Genomic DNA, 19,039 nt, shown 5'->3' on the forward strand with positions numbered 1-19,039 from the left:
TGTATAACGAACAACAGGGCATACACACGTACGAGGGGAGGGCAGCCGATGAACCGGAGCTGGGCGACGCTGCGTCCCGCCCTCGTGCTGCTCTTCCTGCTCGTCGAGGTGGCGCTGCTCGACACCGGCAGCCTCTCCGCCACCGTCACGCTCGCCGCGACCACCGCGGCCTCCGCAGCCCTCGCGCTCTGCGCCGTCGTCGCCTCCCGCTGCGCGCCCACCGTGCCGCGCACCCGAGTGCGGACGGCCATCCGCGACCGGGACCGGCGTACGGCCTTCCTGCCCCAGCGTGATCCCGACGCCCGGGGGCGCACCCGGCCCCGGGCACCCGGTCACGCCCTCCGGGCGACCGTCGCGTAGGGGCGCAATCCACACCTGAGCCGACCCCGCGCGGGTCGTCATGCCGCCATGACCTGTTCCGGCACGACGAGACCCCCGGAGGGCTCACCCATGTCCGTCTTCGCCAACCTGGTCGAGCACCTTGCCGACCTGCTCCAGCCGCTGTTCGGCGCCTCGGCCGCAGCCGCCGCGATCGTCCTGTTCACCGCGCTCGTACGACTCCTCGTCCACCCCCTCTCCCGGGCTGCCGCGCGCGGCCAGAAGGCCCGCACCGCGCTCCAGCCGAAGATCGCCGAGCTGCGGAAGAAGCACGGCAAGAACCCCGAGAAGCTCCAGAAGGCCGTGCTGGAGCTGCACGCCGAGGAGAAGGTGTCGCCGCTGGCCGGCTGCCTGCCCGGGATGCTCCAGATCCCCGCGTTCTTCCTGCTCTACCACCTGTTCTCCAGCGAAACGATCGGCGGCGAGCCCAACGGACTGCTCGGCCACCAGCTGCTTGCGGCGCCGCTGGGGGAGCGGTGGGCGGACGCCCTCCAGGGCGGTGTCCTCAGCGGGGCGGGGCTCGTCTACGCCGGGCTGTTCGTGGTCGTGGCCTGCGTCGCCGCGTTCAGCTACCGGCTCAGCCGGCGCATGATGGCCGCGAACCCGGCCGCCCAGGCCGGCGGGGAGCAGCTGCCCGGGCTGGGGGCGGTGACGAAGGTGATGCCGTTCATGTCGTTCTTCACGCTGGTCACCGTGGCCGTCGTGCCACTGGCCGCCGCGCTGTACGTCGTGACCAGTACGACGTGGAGTGCCGTCGAGCGGGCCGTGCTGTACAGGTGACCGGGCCCGGCTGTGCAGGCGGCTGGGCCGTGCTGTGCAGGTGACCGGGCCCGGCCGTGTAGGTGACCGGGCCCGGCTGTGCAGGTGACCGGACGGCCGGGGTCCAGTACGTGAACGGGGTATTGCGGAGTGCACGTCCAGCTTGGAGGATCGACCAGTCCTCCGATGGCTGTCCCGCCGCATCCGGGTCGCGCGCATCGGCCGGGCGCACGCGATCGAGGGAGACTGATCATGAAGCTGCTGCGAGTCGGTACGGCGGGGACGGAGCGGCCCGCGCTGCTCGACGCCGAGGGAACCCTGCGGGATCTGTCGGGCGTCGTCGCGGACATCGACGGCGCGCTGCTCGCCGACGACGAGGCACTCGGCCGGGTGCGGGCCGCCGCCGACGCCGGTGACCTGCCCGTGCTGGACGCCACCGGGCTGCGGATCGGACCGCCGCTCGCGCGGATCGGCAAGATCGTCTGTATCGGGCTGAACTACCACGACCACGCGCGCGAGACCGGCGCCGAGCCGCCCGCCGAGCCGGTCGTCTTCATGAAGGCGCCGGACACCGTCGTCGGGCCGAACGACACGGTCCTCGTGCCGCGCCGGTCCCTCAAGACCGATTGGGAGGTCGAGCTGGCCGTCGTCATCGGGCGCACTGCCAGGTACCTCGGGTCCACGGAGGAGGCGCTGGCGCACGTCGCCGGGTACGCCGTGGCGCACGACGTGTCCGAGCGGGAGTTCCAGATCGAGCGCGGCGGGACCTGGGACAAGGGGAAGAACTGCGAGACGTTCAATCCGCTGGGGCCGTGGCTCGTCACGGCGGACGAGGTACGGGACCCGCAGGACCTGTCCCTGAAGCTCTGGGTCAACGGGGAGCTCAAGCAGGACGGGACGACGGCCGAGCAGATCTTCCCGGTCGGGGAGGTCGTGCGGTACCTCAGCCAGTTCATGACGCTCTACCCGGGCGATGTGATCAACACGGGGACGCCGGCGGGGGTGGCCCTGGGTGCGCCCGAGCCGAAGCCGTTCCTGCGGGCCGGGGATGTCGTGGAGCTGGAGATCGAGGGGCTCGGGCGGCAGCGGCAGGAGTTCAAGGACGCGTAGCGCTCCGCTGGGAGGGGCGGGGGACTGCGGTCCGTTGCCTGCTGCGGGCCGTCCGTGGCTGGTCGCGCAGTTCCCCGCGCCCCTGAGGAAACGTCAGTCCAGCAGAGCTGCTACGTCGCGCCACGCCTTCCTCGGGAGGGCGTCGCGGGACTCGCCGGTCAGGACCTGGAGGGCGACGTGGTCCGCGCCCGCCGCGAAGAAGGCGTCGATCTTCGCGCGGATCGCCTGGTCGTCGCCCCAGGCGAACAGGGCGTCGACCAGGCGGTCGCTGCCGCCGTCCACCAGGTCGTCCTCCGTGAAGCCGTGCCTGAGGAAGTTGTTGGTGTAGTTCGGCAGGGGGAGGTAGATCTCCAGGAACTCGCGGGCCACGGCCCGGGCGCGGACCGGGTCCGTCTCCGGGACGACGCCCAGCTCCGGCGCCAGCAGCGGGGCTTCGCCCAGGATCTCGCGGGCGTGCGCCGTGTGCTCCGGGGTGACCAGGTACGGGATCGAGCCCGCCGCCCGGTCGCGGGCCAGCCGCAGCGACTTCGGGCCCAAGGCGGCCAGGAGCCGGCGCTCCGCCGGAACTCCGGCGGCGTCCAGGCCGTCGAGGTGGCCGACCAGCGCCGAGTAGGGGCGGGCGTACTGCTCGACCCGCTTGGCGTGGCTCACCCCGAGGCCCAGCAGGAAGCGCCCGGGGTGGGCCGACTCCAGGTCCGCGAAGGCCGTGGCGGCGGCGTCCGGTTCGTGCTGCCAGATGCTCTGGATGCTGGTGCCGACCGTGAGCGTCGAGGTCGCCTCGATCAGCGGGGCGGCGTTGGCGGCGGAGCTGTTGCCGCCGAGCCAGACGGCGCCGTAGCCGAGTTCCTCCAGTTCGGCGGCGGTCTCGGCGAGTTCGCCGCGCCGGTCCGGGTCCTCCGAGCGCAGGCCCACGCTCCAGATGCCGTACCGGCCGACGGTCTCCTTCAGGGGGGTGGTCATGGGGTGGGGTCCCTCCGGTGGGCGCCGTTGTCGATCACGCGTACGCAGGTGCCAACCGGAGAGGGTCCCCGCTCATTCCGGGAACGGAGTCAGAGGTCCAGGAACCGCTCCAGCGCCTCCACCACCAGCCGGTGGTCCTGGAGTTGCGGCAGTCCGGACACCGTCACCGCGCCGATCACACCCACGCCCTCGACGGTGATCGGGAACGAGCCGCCGTGGGCCGCGTAGGTGTCGGGGTCCAGGCGCGAGGACTCCTCGAAGGTGCTGCCCTTGGCGCGGAAGCGGGCGCCCACCAGGTAGGAGGCGGAGCCGTAGCGCTCGACCACCCGGCGCTTGCGGGCGATCCAGGCGTCGTTGTCCGGGGTGGAGCCCGGCAGGGCCGCGTGGAACAGCTGCTGGCCGGCGCGGTGGATGTCGATGGCGACCGGGGCCTGCCGCTCCCGGGCCAGCTCGACCAGGAGTGAGCCGAGCGCCCAGGCGTCGTCGTACGTGAACTGGCGGAACACCAGGTGGCGTTCCTGCTTCTCCAGCTCCTCCAGGCTCGGGGTGAGCTCCGGGTGGAACTTCGGGGTGAGCCCCTGGCTGTGGGAGGGGTTGCTCTTGTGGGTCACAGCGTCACCGTCACCTTCTCGCGGGCCGAACGACGGGCGGCCTCCAGTACGTCCAGGGCGGCGGCCGCCTCCCGTGCGGTCACCGGGTTCGGGGCGCCCTCCAGCAGGGACTTCGCCACGGCCGCATAGTAAGCCGGGTAGTCGCCCGGGAGGGTGGGTTCGGGGCGGCCGCCGCCGGTCACCGGGGACTCGCCGGAGCCCACGCGGCCCCACAGCGACTCGGGCTCCGCACCCCAGCCGGGGCCGGGGCGCAGGCCGTCCCGGAGCGCCGCCTCCTGGGGGTCGAGGCAGTACTTGACGTACCCGGCCAAGGAGCCCAGGACGCGGAAGCGGGGGCCGAGTTGAGCGGTCGTCGCGGAGACGTAGAGGTGGGAGCGGACGCCGTTGGTGTGGGTGATCGCGATGAACGTGTCGTCGTCCGTCTCGGCGCCCGGGCGACGGATGTCCGTCTCCGCGTACACGGAGGCCGCCGGGCCGAACAGGACCAGGGCCTGGTCGACGACATGGCTGCCGAGGTCGAAGAGCAGACCTCCGATCTCTGCGGGGTCGCCGGACTCGCGCCAGCCGCCCTTCGGCTTCGGACGCCAGCGCTCGAAGCGGGACTCGAACCGCCACACGTCGCCCAGTTCACCCTCGTTGAGCAGCTTGCGCAGGGTGAGGAAGTCGTTGTCCCAGCGGCGGTTCTGGAAGACGGAGAGGAGCAGCTCGCGCTCCTCGGCCAGGGCGGCCAGCTCGCGGGCCTCGGCCGCGGTGCCCGCGACGGGCTTGTCGACGACGACCGGCAGGCCGGCCTTCAGCGCGGTCGTCGCGAGCGGCACGTGCGTCTTGTTCGGGGACGCCACGACGATCAGGTCCAGCTCGGCGGCCCGGGCGAACAGCTCGTCCGGTGAGGCGGCGAGGCGCACGTCCGGGAACTCGACGCGGGCCTGCTGCTGCCGCTCCGGGTTCGAGGTGACCACCGTGTCGAGGGCGAGGCCCTCCGTGGCGGCGATCAGCGGGGCGTGAAAGACGGAGCCGGCGAGGCCGTAGCCGACGAGGCCGACGCGGAGGGGTGTGCCAGTCATGCCTCCCACTTTCGCAACGCTGTTGCCAAAGTGCAAGCGCCGGGGACAATGGGGTGGTGAACAGGGCGGACGACCGTACGGGCGGGGTGGGCGGCATGCGCGGGGCGCGAGGGTCGGGGCCGACTGGCCCGGCCGGCCAGGGTGGCCCGGTCGGCCCGGTCGGCCCGGTCAGCCCGGGTGGCGGCGGGGTGAACCTGCTCGCCCTGCGCAGCCACAACGCCGCGCTGGTGCTCGACCTGTTGCGAACCGCCGGGGACGAGGGCATCAGCCGGCTCGAACTCGCCGAGCGCACCGGCCTCACCCCGCAGGCCGTCAGCAAGATCACGGCCCGCCTGCGGGAGGACGGCCTCGCGGCAGATGCCGGGCGCCGGGCATCGACCGGGGGCAAGCCGCGCACGGTGCTCCGCCTGGTGCCGGAGGCCGGGCACGCGGTCGGCGTCCACCTGGACCGGGACGAGGCGCGGGCCGTGCTCGTGGACCTGCGGGGCACGGTGGTCGGGGAGCGGCGGGCCGCGCTGGACCTGGGGGCGGGGGCCGAGGCCGTACTGGGGGCGGTACGGGAGACGGTGGCCGGGGTGCCGGCGGCCGGGACGGATGGGGACGGCGACGCATCCCGGCTGGGCCCCGCCCGGCCGGACCCCGCCCTGCTCGGCGTAGGGGTCGCGTTGCCCGGGCCGCTTGATCATGTCCGGGGGGTGCTGCACCGGGTGACCGGGTTTCCCGAGTGGGACGGTTTCCCGCTGCGGGAGGCGCTGGCGGAGCGGCTCGGCGTGCCGGTCGTGGTCGACAAGGACACCAACGCGGCGGCGCTGGGCCTCGCCGCCGGGGGCCAGGGCGGCTCCTTCGCGTACCTGCACCTCGGCACGGGACTGGGGGCAGGGCTGGTCATCGGCGGCAGTGTGCACCGGGGGGCCAGGACCGGGGCCGGGGAGTTCGGCCACCAGGTGATCCAGCTCGACGGCCCGCCCTGCACCTGCGGGAACCGGGGCTGTGTCGAAGCCCTGTGCCTCGCTGCGGTGGAACGCGGTGATCTGCGGGAGGCGGCACGGGTTCTGGGGGCCGGGGCGGCGAACCTCGTGGGGCTGCTCGACATCGACGTCGTCCTGCTCGGCGGCCGGACGGTGGCGGCGGACCCGGAGATCTTCACGGAGGGAGTCGGCGCGGTGCTGGGGGCCTGGGCCCGGCGCACGGGCCAGGACGCCGTACCGGTGCGCGTCGCGGCCGGGGGCGGCGGAGCCGTGGCAGTGGGGGCGGCCGAGCTGGTGCTGGGACCGGTGTTCGGGCGCGGGGGCGTCTGAACACGGGAATGGGGAGCGGCTCGGGCAGGACGCGGCAATCGAGCGGGAGCCGGTGCTGGACGCGGCGCTGAGCAGCATCCGGTGCTGGATGCGGCGACCGAGCAGGATCCGGTGCTGGACGCGGCGACCGAGCAGGATGCGGCGACCGAGCGGGAGTCGGTCCAAGACGCGGCGATCGAGCGGGAGCCGGTGCAGGACGCGGCGCCGAGCAGGATCCGGTGCTGGACGCGGCGCTGAGCAGCATCCGGTGCTGGATGCGGCGACCGAGCAGGATGCGGCGACCGAGCGGGAGTCGGTCCTGGACGCGGCGATCGAGCAGGATCCGGTGCTGGATGCGGCGACCGAGCGGGAGCCGGTCCTGGACGCGGCGACCGAGCGGGAGCCGGTGCCGGTGTCAGGGTGCGGTGCTCGGCTGATGTCCGGGCACTGACGGTCGATGCCCGGCGGTCCTGGCCGGGAAGATCCTGTCCAGGTGATAGTCGAGCACCCCCCGCACCCCCGCGAGGGACCGGCGTTCGTGCACGACGTCCATGCCCAGCCCGACGGCTCCCGACACCAGCAGGTCGGCCTCGTGCGCCCGGTCGATGCCCGGGGCCGCACTCCCCGCCGCCTGGCCGGCCCCGATGATGTCCGCGACGAGGTGTTCCAGCGGCTGCTCGGCCGCCAGGAAGACCGCCGCGAGCTCGGGATCGGTCAGGCTGCGCGCGTAGTACGCCGTGAACACGCGCAGCGCGAAGGCGCGTTGCTCGTCCAGCGGCAGGAACTCGTCCAGCACCGCCCGCAGCAGCGCGCACGGGTCCGTCATGTCGTACGGGATGCGCGCCCGGGCCAGCCGCTCGTTCTCCTCGTGCAGCAGGCGCAGCGCGTCCACCAGGAGGGCGTGCTTGGAGTCGAAGTGGTACTGCACGACCCGCAGTGACACCCCCGCCTCCGCCGCGATCCGGCGCATGCTGGCCGTGTCCAGGCCCTGCCGGGCGGCGATCCGCCACACCGCCTCCGCGATGCGGCGCCGCTGCCGCGCCCGGACGTCCGTCGGCGGGGAGGCGGGCGGCGTGCCCGGCTCGGGCAGCGGCTGCCTGCGCCTGCGGTACGCCCGGGCCTGACAGCTGCGGGAGCAGTACACGGGCGGACGACCCCGGCTCGGACGGGCCAGTCCCGCGCCGCAGACCTGGCACGTCCGCGTCTTTTCGTCACGCATCCCTTCACGATAGCGCGTCGAGAAAGTGTGACGTAAGCAGAGGATTGCCAGCAGTACAGGACCTGGTCATCCGCATCCGTTGATACGTTCGTAACGTAGCCCTCGTCGTGAAAGGAAGGCCATGAAGTACGACGTCCTGCAAGTTCTCGGCATGCTGGTGCTGGCGGTGTGCGTTCAGGGGCTCGCCCGGCTCCTCATCGACGACGAGCGGGGACTGCTGGGCGGGCTGCCCGGTGGCTTCGTACCGCTGCTGGTGACCTACGCGGTCCTCACCGCGGTGGGTCTCGTCCTCGCGGGCTGGGCCCACATGCGCGCGAAGGCGCTGGGGCGCAGGTAGGTCTGTCCGCCGACCGGGCGGATCCGCGCCGCCGTTCGGGGGCGGTTCGCGGCGGTGCCGTCTCGTGGTCCTCGTCGGTCGGAATGTCACATCATCATGCGACTCTGCACGCCCGCTCATCTCTGTCTGGCGGCGGCAGCGGCGGCCGCCGTCCTGCTCCCCGGTGCTCATCCGGCGCGCGCGGACGCCCCGGCGCCCGCGTGTGCCGCGCCCGACGACCACACCTTCCCGCTCACCACCCGCATCCACGGCGGGCCGGACACCTACACGGCCGGGGGCGGGTTCGGGACCTGGTACGTCGATCTGACCAACACGACCGACCGGACCTGCACCGGCATCCATCCCGTCGTCGTGCTCGTCGACGACCGGCGCGCCCTGGAACCGTCCCAGCCGCGCCTCGAATTCTTCGACGGGCCGCGGGCCCACCCCGTGCGCTTCGAGAAGACCGGCGAGGACGAGCTCGTCGGGGCGTTCGCCGGCGAGGAGGACCGGTTCACCGGGTTCACCGTGGGGCCGGGCAGGACCGTCACCGTGAAGGTGCGGCTCATGCTCACCTCGGACGCCGTGCCCAACGACGTGACGGCCAATGCCGCGGTGGTGCAGCGGCACGACGACGACGGCGACTGGGTCGGGCAGTCGAACGACTACCGGTTCGGGATCGACGCCGGGGACGCGGGGACCGGCACCGACACCGACACCGGTAAGGAGACCCGCCCCGACACCGGTGAGGAGACCGGTGAGGAGACCCGCCCCGGCACCGACCCCGACGCCTCCGTCCCGCCCCGCGAGGACCGGTTCCCCTTCGCGGAGGAACTGGCCCGGACGGGCACCGGCACGCAGGTCGTCGTCGTCGCGGCCCTGCTGCTCACCGGAGGCGGGGTACTGCTCGTCGCCCGCCGTCGCCGCTGAGCAGGGCGTCCCGCCAGTCGGGACGCCGCACGCGGGCCATTCCGCAAGATCCCGCCACTGTCTAGGCTGGGGCGCACGCTGGACCGCGTACGGCAGGAGACCCCGCACATGGCAGACCGCAAGCCCATCGAGTCGTGGCTCACCGACATGGACGGTGTGCTCATCCACGAGGGCGTACCGATCCCCGGCGCCGACGCCTTCCTGAAGAAGCTGCGCGAGTCCGGGAAGCCCTTCCTGGTCCTCACCAACAACTCGATGTACACCCCGCGCGACCTGCACGCCCGGCTGCGCCGCATGGGCCTGGAGGTGCCGATCGAGAGCATCTGGACCTCGGCCCTGGCCACCGCCCAGTTCCTGGACGACCAGCGGCCGGGCGGCTCGGCGTACGTCATCGGCGAGGCCGGCCTGACCACCGCGCTGCACGACATCGGCTACATCCTGACCGACCACGAGCCGGACTACGTCGTCCTCGGCGAGACCCGCACGTACTCCTTCGAGGCCATGACGAAGGCGGTCCGGCTCATCCTCGGCGGCGCCCGGTTCATCTGTACCAACCCCGACGAGACGGGCCCCTCCACCGAGGGGCCGCTGCCCGCGACGGGCGCGGTGGCCGCGCTGATCACCCAGGCGACCGGCAAGAAGCCGTACTTCGCGGGCAAGCCGAACCCGCTGATGATGCGGACCGGGCTGAACGCCATCGGGGCGCACTCCGAGACCAGCGCGATGATCGGCGACCGGATGGACACCGACGTGCTGGCGGGCATGGAGGCCGGGATGCAGACGTTCCTGGTGCTCACCGGCCTGACCCGGCCCGAACAGGTCGAGGACTTCCCGTACCGGCCGTCGCAGGTCGTGGACTCGATCGCGGACCTCGTCGACCGGGTCTGAGCCCGGCCGGAGGCACCCGGGGGGCTCAAACCCGTCGTCACCCGTACGGAGCAGCCGCCGCGTCCCTGAGGATGCGGCGGCCCACCGCGCGGGGGAGGCTCCAGGCGTCTGGAGGTTCACGATGGGTTCCCTGAGAGTCACTGTCTGTACGAGCGTCCTGGCCGTCGTCGCCCTCGCCCCCTCGGCGTACGCGGCGGACGGGGGGAGCGTCTCGGTGACCCCGGCGGCCCCCGCCCCCGGCAGTGACGTCACACTCCGCGTGGCCGGCTGCGCCCAGCGAACGGCCGTGGCCGCCTCGGCGGCGTTCGTCGCGGACGTCCGGCTCACCGTGACCGGAGCGCGCGAGCTCGCCGGTGAGAGCCGCGTCCGCTCCACGATCGAGGCCGGTTCGTACGCCGTGCGGGTCACCTGCGGTGGAGCGCATCAGACCGTCACGCTCACCGTCCGGGACGGTGCGGCGGGGCGCTCCGACGCCGCACCGCTCCCCGTGCCCCCGCCCCCGCCCCTGCCCGTGCCCGGTGGACAGCAGCCCGCGCACGGCGAGGCGGGACAGCAAGCCGCGCACGGAGAGTCGGCAGAGGGTCAGGCCGGACGGCAAGCCGCGCACGGGGAGCCGGCAGACGGTCAGGCCGGACGGCAAGCCGCGCACGGGGAGCCGGCAAACGGTGAGGCCGGACAGCAGCCCGCGCCGGAAGGGGGCGGGCAGCCGTCCGCTCCCGGCCGTGACCGGGAGGCGTTCCCCTCGCACCGGCCCGGTGCGCCGGCCTCGCCCGTCGCCCCCGTCCGGGCGGGCGGTGGCGGTGCCGCCGGGCTCATTGCCGCCGAGGAGCGGGGCGCCGCTCCCGGCGCGGCGCAGGGGGTGACCGGACTGGTGCTCGCGGGGGTGGCCGCCGCGGTGATCGTCGTGCTGCGGCGCGGTGCCCGCCGGGGCCGCGGGACGGATTGACCATGCGGGATCGCGATCACATGGAAAGGCGCTTCTCCGGCACCGGCCGCCTGCTGACCGGCCTGGCCTGGGTCGTGCTGCTGCTCGGACTGTGGCTGTGGGGCCGCGAGGTCACCGAGATGCGGCACGGCATCTCCGCCCCCACCACGGGCGACATGGCGGCGGCCGGACGGCCCCCGGACATCAAGCTGCCGCCCGAGCACCGCCCGCTGGGAGACGCGCTGCCGCAGCGCGTCGACATCCCGGGGCTCGGCGTCCAGGCCCCCGTGGTGGCCCGCGGCCTCGACGCCCGGGGGGCGCTCGACCCGCCGCCGTACGACCAGCCGGGCGTGGTCGGCTGGTACGCCGGCGGGGTCGCGCCCGGTGCGCCCGGCACCGCGCTGATGGTCGGTCATGCCGACACCGACACCCGGCCTGCCGTCTTCTACAAGGTCAGCGCCATGCGGCCCGGCCAGACGATCCGGGTGCTGCGGGCCGACGCCAAGGTCGCCGAGTTCACCGTCGAGTCGGTCCAGGTCCTCACCCGCGACCGCTTCGACGCCCACCAGGCCTACGGGCCCCGCGAGTCGGGGCGGGCCGAACTGCGGCTGGTCACCTGCGGCGGCAGCTTCGACCGTACGACCCGCAGCTACACGGCGAACGTGGTCGTCTCGGCGTACCTGACGGGGACCGGCCTCTGACGGACCCGGTCATCCGCGCAGGTGGGGTTCGCCTCGTGGGTGCCGCGGGACGTATGTCAGGATTGAGACTTGTCACGCTGCACCCAAGGGGGAGTTGGATGTACGGCAGCAGGGGGGCCGGGGTGTTCGCCGGGAGGCGGATGTCCGCAGTGGTGCTGGGGGCGGCACTGCTGATCACGGGGTGTTCCTCCTCCGACGGAGGAGACGGATCGGACGAGCCCGCCGACGCGGGCGCCGGAATCACCCAACAGCCCAAGGAAAAAGCCCCGTTCTGGGTCAATCCGGACGGGACCGCGGCCCAGCAGCTCGCCGAGCTGGAGAAGTCGGACAAGAAGCGGGAAGCCGAGCAGATCCGCAAGATCGCCGAGCAGCCGACCGCCGAATGGATCGTCCCGGACGACCCGCGGCAGCAGACCCGGGGCCTCACCGAAGCCGCCGAGAAGGCCGGCCGCACGGCCCTGCTGGTCCTCTACAACATCCCGCACCGCGACTGCGGCCAGTACTCGCAGGGCGGTGCCGCCGACGGCAACGCCTACCGTGACTGGATCGACGGCGTGGCCGCGGGCATCGGAGACCGGCCCGCCACGATCGTCCTGGAACCGGACGCGCTGCTCCACCTCGTCGACGGCTGCACGCCCCAGCAGTTCCACGAGGAGCGCTACGACCTCCTCAAGGGCGCCGTCACCAAGCTGAAGTCTCTGAAGAACACGAAGGTCTACCTCGACGCGGGCAACGCCGGCTGGCAGAACCCCGACCAGATCTTCGAACCGCTGAACCGCGCGGGCATCGCACAGGCCGACGGCTTCTCGGTCAACGTCTCCAACTTCTACTCCACCGAAGACTCCATCGCCTACGGCAAGAAGCTCTCCGCCAAGGTCGGCGGCAAGCACTTCGTCATCGACACCAGCCGCAACGGCAAGGGCCCCTACACCGACGGCAAGCCCGACGAGCGCTGGTGCAACCCGCCGGGCCGCTCCCTGGGGGAGACCCCGACGACGAAGACGGCCGACCCGCTGGTCGACGCGTACCTGTGGGTGAAGCGACCGGGCGAGTCGGACGGCGAGTGCAAGGGCGGACCCAAGGCGGGCCAGTGGTGGGCGGACTACGCCCTGAAGCTGGCGAAGGCCACCGGCTGACGACCGGTCCCGTACCGGCCCATACGAAAGGGGCGCTCTCCTCGCGGAGAGCGCCCCTTCCCGGTTGCCTGTCAGGGCACCTTGACCCACTGCGCCTTGCTCGGGGTCCCGTCGGCGTCCGTCACGAACATCATGTACCAGCCCGCCTGGACGAGGTTCCGGTTCTCCGGCACGGTCACGGTCAGCTTGCCGCCGGACGCCTCGAAGTCCAGGGCGATGGACCGCTGGTCGACGTCGGTGACGTGCGTGGCGGCGCTCGGCCGGATCAGCCGGACCTTCTTGACCTTCGCCGCGTCCGACGAGGTGAACGTCCCGGTCCCGCCGCGCTCGATGGTCTGCGGTCCGCCCGACAGCGTGGGCCGGTCCCCGTCGCCGTAGAGGTACGGCGGCGTGTAGATCTCGATGCGCTGCTCGAACTCGCCCGGCTTGGTGTTGGCCGCGTCCGCGTAGAGCGAGTCGGAGCCGAAGAACATCACGCGGCCGTCGGGCAGCAGGATCGACCCGGAGTGGTAGTTGCGGCCCACGAGCGGGTCGGCGACGCGCTTGAGCTCGTTCTTCTCCGTGTCGTAGAGCCGCGCCTCGAAGATGTTGGAGTCACCGCGGCCGCGGTAGTCCTCCGAGCCGCCGGAGATCAGCACGCTGTCGTCGGGCAGGACCGAGGCGTTCGGGTAGCGCGTGCCCTTGTCCAGGGACGGGCCGTCCTCGAAGCGCGGGTCCGCCTTCTTCAGGTCGACTATCCGGGTCTTCTCGCTGGACTCCTCGGACTCGCCGACGCCACCGCCGCCGACCACCATGTACTTCTCGTCCTGCGCCGGCGGCAGCAGCACCGTGCCCGACGTCTCCATCAGCGTGGGGTCGCTCAGGCCCGGAATCTTCGAGAACTTGTTGGTGTCGACGTCCCACACGCCCGGCTCACGGCCGACGTCGTCCGGTCCGTAGCCCGCGTTGGACCCGGAGTAGAAGACCTTGCCGTTCTGCATGAGGAACAGCGCCGGGTAGGTCGGGAACTGCCGGACCTTGTCGGTGTAGGTCCACTTCTTGGTCTTCGGGTCGAAGATCTCGTTCTTGCCCGGGACCAGCTGGCCGATGTCGTCGAGGCCGGAGACGCTGAGGATCTTCCCGTCGCTCAAGGTGGTGAGCGTGGGGTACCAGCGGGCCTCCTTCATCGGATCGACCTTGATGTACTTCTCGGCCACGGGGTCGAACTCGAAGGCGTCCCGGATGCCCTGGAAGTCCTTCTTGTCGAGCGCGAGCTTCTGCGCGATGCCGTAGGTGTTCTTGGCGTCGGCGCCCTTCAGGCCGTGCACGCGGTAGTTGTCCTGCGTGCCCGTCTCGAACTTCTTGCCCCGCTTCTGCGCCTCGACGTAGATCCGGCCCAGGCCGGGGTCGTTGCGCAGGAACTTGCCGGTCGCCTTGTCGAAGACCTTCTTGGCACGCGGCACCAGCACCGGGTCCTTGGAGACGAACGTCTTGCCGTTCTCCTTGCCCGTGAACTTCGTGCCGGCCGGCAGCGTGATCGGCTCGTCCGGGTTCTCGTTGTGGACGATCATCAGGCCACCGGCCTTGGTGACGTCACCTTTGAGCTTCTCGTAGCGCTTGGTGCCGCCCGCGATCAGCAGGTTGCCGTTGGCGAGCTGGGTGTGGCCGGTGCAGAACAGGTCGGCCGGTGTGGGGACCTTCTTGATCGTGCCCTTGACCGGGTCCCAGATCCGGGTGTCGAACCTCTTCGCGTCGAAGTTGTCCTGGTCGTTGCCCGACCCCGCGACGAGCAGCACCTTGCCGGTGCGCAGCAGCGCCGCGTGGATGGTGTTCTGCCGGTACTCCTCGGGGAAATCGATGATCTCCCACTTGCCGTTCGCGGCCTTGTACTCCGGCTTGTTGATTGTGTACTGGTGGTATTTCTCGGTGCTGAAGCGGTAGAGCCACGGCCCGTTCATCCCGGCCAGCGCGAGTACCACCGCCGTGCCGATCGCGAGTCGACGGGCCCGGCGGCGGCCTGCACGGTCGTTCATTCCTTACGTCCCCCAAGTCCACCAAGGGCGATCTGCATGGTCTGGTCGGTTCCCCCGACCTCCCCGTGTGCGCCCGGGGTGGCGGCCCACGTGGGCTTCTGCTGCGGGACGTGCCCCGACGGCTGCTGCGGGATGGGCAGCGGCTGCGTCCGGTTCGGCCCGGCAGGGTCCTGCGCCTGTCCCGCGGCGTGGGCGGCGGGCTTCTTCGCGTCCTGCCGCAGCTGCCAGCGCCAGGCGAACACCGGCGAGGCGGTGATCAGCAGCGCGAACGTCGCCCAGATGATCATCGCGGGGTGGGAGTGGCCGAAGACGAAGCCGGCGGCGATCGACCCACCGAAGATCGCGACGAAGTACCAGTGGTAGCGGAACGTGCCGAACCAGCGGTCCGGGCTCGCCGAGTCGCCCTTGGGCGTGACGACGAACTTGCTCTTGCGCCGCAGCACGGAGTCGATCAGCGCCTTGGCGTACAGCGGCGCCGACAGCGCGGACATCACCATGCCGGCCACACCGCCGGAGCCCTCCGGCTCGTGCGGCGAGACGTTGTGCCGGCGGTTCCAGACGTACAGACCGATCTGCAGGGCGGAGGCGTTGCCGTAGAGCATCAGCCAGACCGCCGGGTCGATGTTCACACCCGAGGCACCCAGGCCCAGGAACAGGCAGCAGCTCAGCGCCGCCAGGATCCAGTTCAGGGCCGACATCGGGTAGAAGATGATCATCATCGTGTAGTTGAAGAGCTTGCTCGGCGGCAGCGAGTACCAGCCCTTCCAGTACTGCCCGATGATCGTCTCGTACGTCCCTCGCGACCAGCGCATCTGCTGGGTGAAGAAGTCCGTCCAGGCGCTGGGGCCCTCACCGACCGCGAGCACGTCCGGCGTGTACACCGAGCGCCACTTCCTGCCCGTCGCCGGGTTCTTGTGGCGGTGCATCTCGAAGCCGGTCGCCATGTCCTCGGTGATCGAGTCGTACAGACCGCCGATCTGCTTCAGCGCCTTGATGCGCACGGCGTTGGACGTGCCGACGAACATGGGGGAGCCGTAGCGGTTGCCGGCGCGCTGGATCAGCGCGTGGAAGAGGAACTGCTGCGACTCGGCGGCCTTGGTGATGGGGTTGTCGTAGTTGCCGTAGACCTGCGGGCCGATGACGAAGCCGACGTCCGGGTCGCGGAAGAAGCCGAGCATCCGCTCCAGGTAGTTGGGCAGCGGCACGTGGTCGGTGTCGACCGAGGCGAAGAAGTCGTAGTCGTCGCCGTGCGCTTCCAGCCAGGCGTTGTAGTTGCCGTGCTTGGTCTTGGCGCGGTGCGGGCCCTTGGCCTGGTTCCACTTCGCGACGCCCTTGCGGGAGAAGTGGTGCACGCCGAGGCGCTCGCAGACCGCCTTCACCTCGGGGTCGTCGCCCTCGTCGAGCAGCCACACGTGCATCAGGCCCCGGTGGCGGATCTTGACGGCCGCCTCCAGGGTCTTGGTCACCATCTCCAGCGGTTCCTTGCCGGGCACGAAGGAGGTGAGGAAGGCCACTCTGGTGCCGGTCTCGGGCACCACCGGGATCGGGTCGCGGGCCACCAGGGTGGCGTGCGCGTTGGACAGCACGTTCATGCAGCGGAAGAACTCGATCAGGCCGATCGAGACGAGCATGACCATGTCGAGCGTGGGCAGCCAGTCGAAGGCCGGGTAGTCACGCTCGGTCCAGTGCTCGGGCTGGAGCAGCCAGAACAGCAGCACCAGGGACAGCACCGGGGCCGCGGCCAGCATCAGGGCGACCCGGATGCGGTGCGGTTCCTGCGAGATCAGCGAGCGGTACTGCACCTTGTAGGGCTTGCCCGGATCCGGCTGGGTGAGGGGACCCGCGAGCCGGCTGTAGTGCTCGTAGTCGTACCTCGGCAGGGTCTTCTTGATCCGCCGGAACGTCCCCGTCGTGCTCATCCGGTGCCCCGGCACCCTGAGCTGAGTGGTCTGGGACGGGTCGTTTTCCTGCCGGGCACCCGTGGGCCTCGACGTCATGAGTCATCCCCCCACACGCGGACAGCCGCGTGTTTCGTAGCTTCCTACCGTCTGCTCCAGGTCCCCCTCGACCTTCACAGACGTATCAGTGGTGGATCGCAGTCACCACGTCATCCACACCCTATAGACACGGCAACGCGACCTTCCGGTTGCATGATGCCCCCCACGGCATCGGTTCATGAACGCGGGCCCCTACCCCCGCGCCGCCTGCAACCGGCCCTAAAGCCCCCCAACTGCCGCGAAATCGCAGCATCCTGTAAAACCAGATGACCAGGGTTCTACGGCGTCCATCATGATCGCAAGATGCGAAACACGGTGGTTACCGGTCAAACGCGTTCATTGTGACGGGTGTGGGGGACCTGTGGAGCCGTTGTGGACAGGCGGGCTCGGATGTTGCCGAAGTGTTCTCTTATGGCCCCCTCCGCCCGCACCGCGTCGCCGGACCGCACCGCGTCGAGGATCTCCCGGTGCTGCCGGCAGGTCACCCTCGGGTCCTGCGGCTCGCCCCCGAGGTCCGTGCGGACCCGGTGGAAGGCGTCCCAGAACGCCTCCAGGACCTCGCACAGCAGCACGTTGTCCAGCCCCCGGTAGAGGGTGGCGTGGAAGGCCCGGTCGGTCTCGGCGAGGCCGGCTCCCTGCGCGGCCTCCTCTTCCATACGGTCGACGAGCGCGTCCAGTTCAACGAGGTCCGCTTCCGGCATCCGGCCGGCGAGCCGCGACACCAGGCCCGTCTCCACCGCCTCCCTCAGCTCCAGCAGCTGGAGCAGGGAGTCCTCGCCCCGGGAGTGCCCGGCGACCGTGCGGAAGGCGAGGCCCTCGATCATCGGCGCCAGGGACATCGGGCCGACGTAGGTGCCGAAGCCGTGCCGGATCTCCACGATGCCCATCGCCTGGAGTGCCTTCAGCGCCTCCCGCACCGAGTTCCGGCTCGCGCCGAGGTACTCCATCAGCTCGGGCTCGGTCGGCAGCGGGGCCCCGGAGGCCAGCCGGCGGTCGATGATGAGCTTCTTGATCCGCTCCTGTAGGTCACGCGCTGCCATGGCGAGAGGGTATCCGGCCAGAGAGCGGCAGGCTGTGCACAGGCATACAAAAGGCCCCCCGCTTCCGCGAGGGGCCTTTCGGTCGGTGCGCCGCCAGGGACTCGAACCCCGGACCCGCTGATTAAGAGTCAGCTGCTCTAACCAACTGAGCTAGCGGCGCCTGCTGACGTCGTAACTCTACAGGACGCGCGGAGGTGCTCCGGACCACCCGGCCCGGGGCCGGGAGGGGGCCGGCAAGGCGCCCGCGTACATCATTCGGACCGTCAGCATGCGCGTGCGGAAGACAGTTGCGAAACTGACGACGCGCGCCTTCTGGTGCACGGGCGCCGTATTTTCCGCCGGGAGTGTGAGGGGAATCGCATGGAGTCTCCGGTATTCGAGGAAATCGACCCCGCGAGCGATTGCGACTGCCCCGGCTGCGTCCACTGGCGTCGGGCCCTGCCGCATTCCTGGTCGGGCCGGACCGGTGCCCACCCGGCCGCGCACCGGGCCCTCGCTCTGACGGCCGTGGCCTCCGCCGCCCTCGGCGCCGGTCACGCCGTACCGGCCGCGGCCGCCCCGCACGCCTCCCATCAATCGGGTATCTCCGCAGGTGAAGAGCCCGATACCCCCCAGGGCGGCTCGGCCCCGCTGCACGGCCCCGGCGGCCGTCCGGCCAAGCCGTCGGTCGCTCCCAAGCCCACCGCCATCACCCGCACGGACATCATCAACCGGGCCAGGACGTGGGTCGCCGCCAAGGTGCCGTACAGCATGAGCGCCTTCTGGTCCGACGGTTACCGGCAGGACTGCTCCGGCTATGTCTCGATGGCCTGGCGGCTTCCCGGAAACGAATGGACGGGCAGCCTCGCCCAGTACGGGGAGCGCATTTCCAAGGAGGAACTCCAGCCGGGCGACATTCTGCTGTTCCACAATGCGTCCGACCCCGCGAACGGCTCGCACGTCACCATTTTCGGCGGCTGGACGGACGCCGCGCACACCCACTACACGGCCTACGAGCAGACCCGCCCGCACACCCGCCGCCAGTCCACCCCGTACGCCTACTGGAACGACTCCGACCGGTACGTGCCCTACCGCTACAAGGGCGTCACCCCGGAGGAGCCGGTGCCCGGGAAGGACGGCGGCCAGCCGGGCGCCCCGGCCGCCACGGCGTACCCGGGAGCGGCGTATTTCGGCCCCGGCGCGAACAACAAGTACGTCACGCTGCTCGGCCGGATGCTCGTCACGCGCGGGGCCGGCGGCGCGTACGCCTCGGGCCCGGGCCCGCGCTGGACCGACGCCGACCGCCGGGCGACCCGGGCGTTCCAGCAGGCGCAGGGCTGGACGGGCGCCGATGCCGACGGGCTGCCCGGCCCGCGCACCTGGGAGCTGCTGGTCACCGGCGAGGGCAAGGACGTGAAGGACGGGGCGGTCGGCCCGCCACCCGCCTCGCACGGCGTGCCCGGCTACCCCGGGCGGGCGCTGTTCCGCCCCGGCGCGGACAACGCCTACGTCACCCAGCTGGGCAGGCAGCTCGTCCGGAAGGGGTTCGGCCGGTTCTACAAGGTCGGGCCGGGACCGCGCTGGACCGAGGCGGACCGGCGCGCCGTCGAGGCCTTCCAGCGCACCCAGGGCTGGCGGGGCGGGGCCGCGGACGGCTACCCGGGCCCGGAGACCTGGCGGCGCCTCTTCTCGTAGGGCCCACGGCCCGCCCCCGGCCCTTCCGGGCGGTCCCTCACC

Annotated in this window: 20 protein-coding genes and 1 tRNA gene; 13 read left to right on the forward strand and 8 right to left on the reverse strand. The window is 71.6% G+C overall.

The features are described 5' to 3' along the window. Nucleotides 1-48: 48 nt before the first annotated feature. From AB0E85_RS29625 to AB0E85_RS29635, 3 genes are all read left to right on the forward strand, one after another. A complete protein-coding gene (locus AB0E85_RS29625; protein ID WP_361933392.1) occupies nucleotides 49-360 on the forward strand; it encodes a DUF6412 domain-containing protein in 312 nt (103 codons plus the stop codon). Nucleotides 361-450: 90 nt separating this feature from the next. Continuing rightward, nucleotides 451-1,158 carry a YidC/Oxa1 family membrane protein insertase gene (locus AB0E85_RS29630; RefSeq protein WP_361933395.1) on the forward strand — a complete coding sequence of 236 codons (708 nt, stop codon included), beginning with the start codon at nucleotides 451-453 and terminating at the stop codon, nucleotides 1,156-1,158. 231 nt (nucleotides 1,159-1,389) lie between these two features. After that, a complete protein-coding gene (locus AB0E85_RS29635) occupies nucleotides 1,390-2,247 on the forward strand; it encodes a fumarylacetoacetate hydrolase family protein (RefSeq protein ID WP_361933398.1) in 858 nt (285 codons plus the stop codon). A 93-nt stretch (nucleotides 2,248-2,340) separates the two neighbouring features. On the opposite strand, the gene AB0E85_RS29640 is transcribed toward AB0E85_RS29635, so the two are convergent. The 3 genes from AB0E85_RS29640 to AB0E85_RS29650 form a co-directional block, all read right to left on the reverse strand. Next, nucleotides 2,341-3,207 (reverse strand): LLM class F420-dependent oxidoreductase, encoded by an 867-nt coding sequence (locus AB0E85_RS29640; RefSeq protein WP_361933401.1) that lies wholly within the window; start codon nucleotides 3,205-3,207, stop codon nucleotides 2,341-2,343. 89 nt (nucleotides 3,208-3,296) lie between these two features. After that, entirely contained in the window at nucleotides 3,297-3,818 is a 522-nt protein-coding gene (locus tag AB0E85_RS29645; RefSeq protein WP_361933404.1) for a heme-degrading domain-containing protein, read from the reverse strand. Then, nucleotides 3,815-4,882, reverse strand: a complete 1,068-nt coding sequence (locus AB0E85_RS29650) for a Gfo/Idh/MocA family oxidoreductase (protein WP_361933407.1) — start codon at nucleotides 4,880-4,882, stop codon at nucleotides 3,815-3,817. Before AB0E85_RS29650 ends, AB0E85_RS29645 begins: the two co-directional genes overlap by 4 nt. Before the next feature lie 56 nt (nucleotides 4,883-4,938). Between AB0E85_RS29650 and AB0E85_RS29655 the strand changes: the two genes are divergently transcribed. The 3 genes from AB0E85_RS29655 to AB0E85_RS29665 all read left to right on the forward strand — a co-directional run bounded on the left by AB0E85_RS29655 (nucleotide 4,939) and on the right by AB0E85_RS29665 (nucleotide 6,610). After that, a complete protein-coding gene (locus tag AB0E85_RS29655; protein WP_361933410.1) occupies nucleotides 4,939-6,180 on the forward strand; it encodes an ROK family transcriptional regulator in 1,242 nt (413 codons plus the stop codon). A gap of 81 nt (nucleotides 6,181-6,261) precedes the next feature. Then, the gene (locus tag AB0E85_RS29660; RefSeq protein ID WP_361933412.1) at nucleotides 6,262-6,417 is read left to right on the forward strand and encodes a hypothetical protein; all 156 of its coding nucleotides are present in this window, start codon (nucleotides 6,262-6,264) and stop codon (nucleotides 6,415-6,417) included. A 10-nt stretch (nucleotides 6,418-6,427) separates the two neighbouring features. Then, a complete protein-coding gene (locus tag AB0E85_RS29665) occupies nucleotides 6,428-6,610 on the forward strand; it encodes a hypothetical protein (protein ID WP_361933415.1) in 183 nt (60 codons plus the stop codon). Here the strand turns inward: AB0E85_RS29665 and AB0E85_RS29670 are convergent. Further along, nucleotides 6,575-7,378, reverse strand: coding sequence for a TetR/AcrR family transcriptional regulator (locus tag AB0E85_RS29670; protein WP_361933418.1), 804 nt, complete (start codon nucleotides 7,376-7,378; stop codon nucleotides 6,575-6,577). The genes AB0E85_RS29665 and AB0E85_RS29670 overlap by 36 nt on opposite strands. A gap of 121 nt (nucleotides 7,379-7,499) precedes the next feature. On the opposite strand from AB0E85_RS29670, the gene AB0E85_RS29675 reads away from it, so the two are divergent. The 6 genes from AB0E85_RS29675 to AB0E85_RS29700 all read left to right on the forward strand — a co-directional run bounded on the left by AB0E85_RS29675 (nucleotide 7,500) and on the right by AB0E85_RS29700 (nucleotide 12,274). Then, complete coding sequence (locus AB0E85_RS29675; protein WP_361933420.1) at nucleotides 7,500-7,715, forward strand: hypothetical protein; 216 nt, start codon at nucleotides 7,500-7,502, stop codon at nucleotides 7,713-7,715. A gap of 96 nt (nucleotides 7,716-7,811) precedes the next feature. After that, on the forward strand, nucleotides 7,812-8,624 hold the full coding sequence (locus AB0E85_RS29680; RefSeq protein WP_361933423.1) for an LPXTG cell wall anchor domain-containing protein: 813 nt from the start codon (nucleotides 7,812-7,814) through the stop codon (nucleotides 8,622-8,624). Between the two features lie 108 nt (nucleotides 8,625-8,732). Continuing rightward, nucleotides 8,733-9,512 (forward strand): HAD-IIA family hydrolase, encoded by a 780-nt coding sequence (locus tag AB0E85_RS29685; RefSeq protein ID WP_344454027.1) that lies wholly within the window; start codon nucleotides 8,733-8,735, stop codon nucleotides 9,510-9,512. Between the two features lie 121 nt (nucleotides 9,513-9,633). After that, nucleotides 9,634-10,458 carry a hypothetical protein gene (locus AB0E85_RS29690; RefSeq protein ID WP_361933426.1) on the forward strand — a complete coding sequence of 275 codons (825 nt, stop codon included), beginning with the start codon at nucleotides 9,634-9,636 and terminating at the stop codon, nucleotides 10,456-10,458. Nucleotides 10,459-10,478: 20 nt separating this feature from the next. Then, nucleotides 10,479-11,138, forward strand: a complete 660-nt coding sequence (locus AB0E85_RS29695; RefSeq protein WP_361933428.1) for a class F sortase — start codon at nucleotides 10,479-10,481, stop codon at nucleotides 11,136-11,138. Between the two features lie 98 nt (nucleotides 11,139-11,236). Then, nucleotides 11,237-12,274, forward strand: coding sequence for a glycoside hydrolase family 6 protein (locus tag AB0E85_RS29700; protein ID WP_361933430.1), 1,038 nt, complete (start codon nucleotides 11,237-11,239; stop codon nucleotides 12,272-12,274). A gap of 71 nt (nucleotides 12,275-12,345) precedes the next feature. Here the strand turns inward: AB0E85_RS29700 and AB0E85_RS29705 are convergent, their stop codons facing one another. The 4 genes from AB0E85_RS29705 to AB0E85_RS29720 form a co-directional block, all read right to left on the reverse strand. Beyond that, nucleotides 12,346-14,286, reverse strand: coding sequence for a kelch motif-containing protein (locus tag AB0E85_RS29705; RefSeq protein WP_361933431.1), 1,941 nt, complete (start codon nucleotides 14,284-14,286; stop codon nucleotides 12,346-12,348). After that, nucleotides 14,283-16,283: a glycosyltransferase family 2 protein gene (locus AB0E85_RS29710; RefSeq protein WP_361933434.1), complete on the reverse strand. Its 2,001-nt coding sequence runs from the start codon at nucleotides 16,281-16,283 to the stop codon at nucleotides 14,283-14,285. Before AB0E85_RS29710 ends, AB0E85_RS29705 begins: the two co-directional genes overlap by 4 nt. Nucleotides 16,284-16,609: 326 nt before the next feature. Next, the gene (locus AB0E85_RS29715; protein WP_361933437.1) at nucleotides 16,610-17,323 is read right to left on the reverse strand and encodes a FadR/GntR family transcriptional regulator; all 714 of its coding nucleotides are present in this window, start codon (nucleotides 17,321-17,323) and stop codon (nucleotides 16,610-16,612) included. 86 nt (nucleotides 17,324-17,409) lie between these two features. Continuing rightward, nucleotides 17,410-17,483: transfer RNA gene (locus AB0E85_RS29720), tRNA-Lys, on the reverse strand. A gap of 200 nt (nucleotides 17,484-17,683) precedes the next feature. Here AB0E85_RS29720 and AB0E85_RS29725 point away from each other — a divergent pair. Further along, the gene (locus AB0E85_RS29725) at nucleotides 17,684-18,997 is read left to right on the forward strand and encodes a peptidoglycan-binding protein (protein WP_361933439.1); all 1,314 of its coding nucleotides are present in this window, start codon (nucleotides 17,684-17,686) and stop codon (nucleotides 18,995-18,997) included. Nucleotides 18,998-19,039 lie beyond the last annotated feature (42 nt).

It is taken from the genome of Streptomyces sp. NPDC029044, assembly GCF_040637495.1.
Lineage (GTDB): Bacteria > Actinomycetota > Actinomycetes > Streptomycetales > Streptomycetaceae > Streptomyces.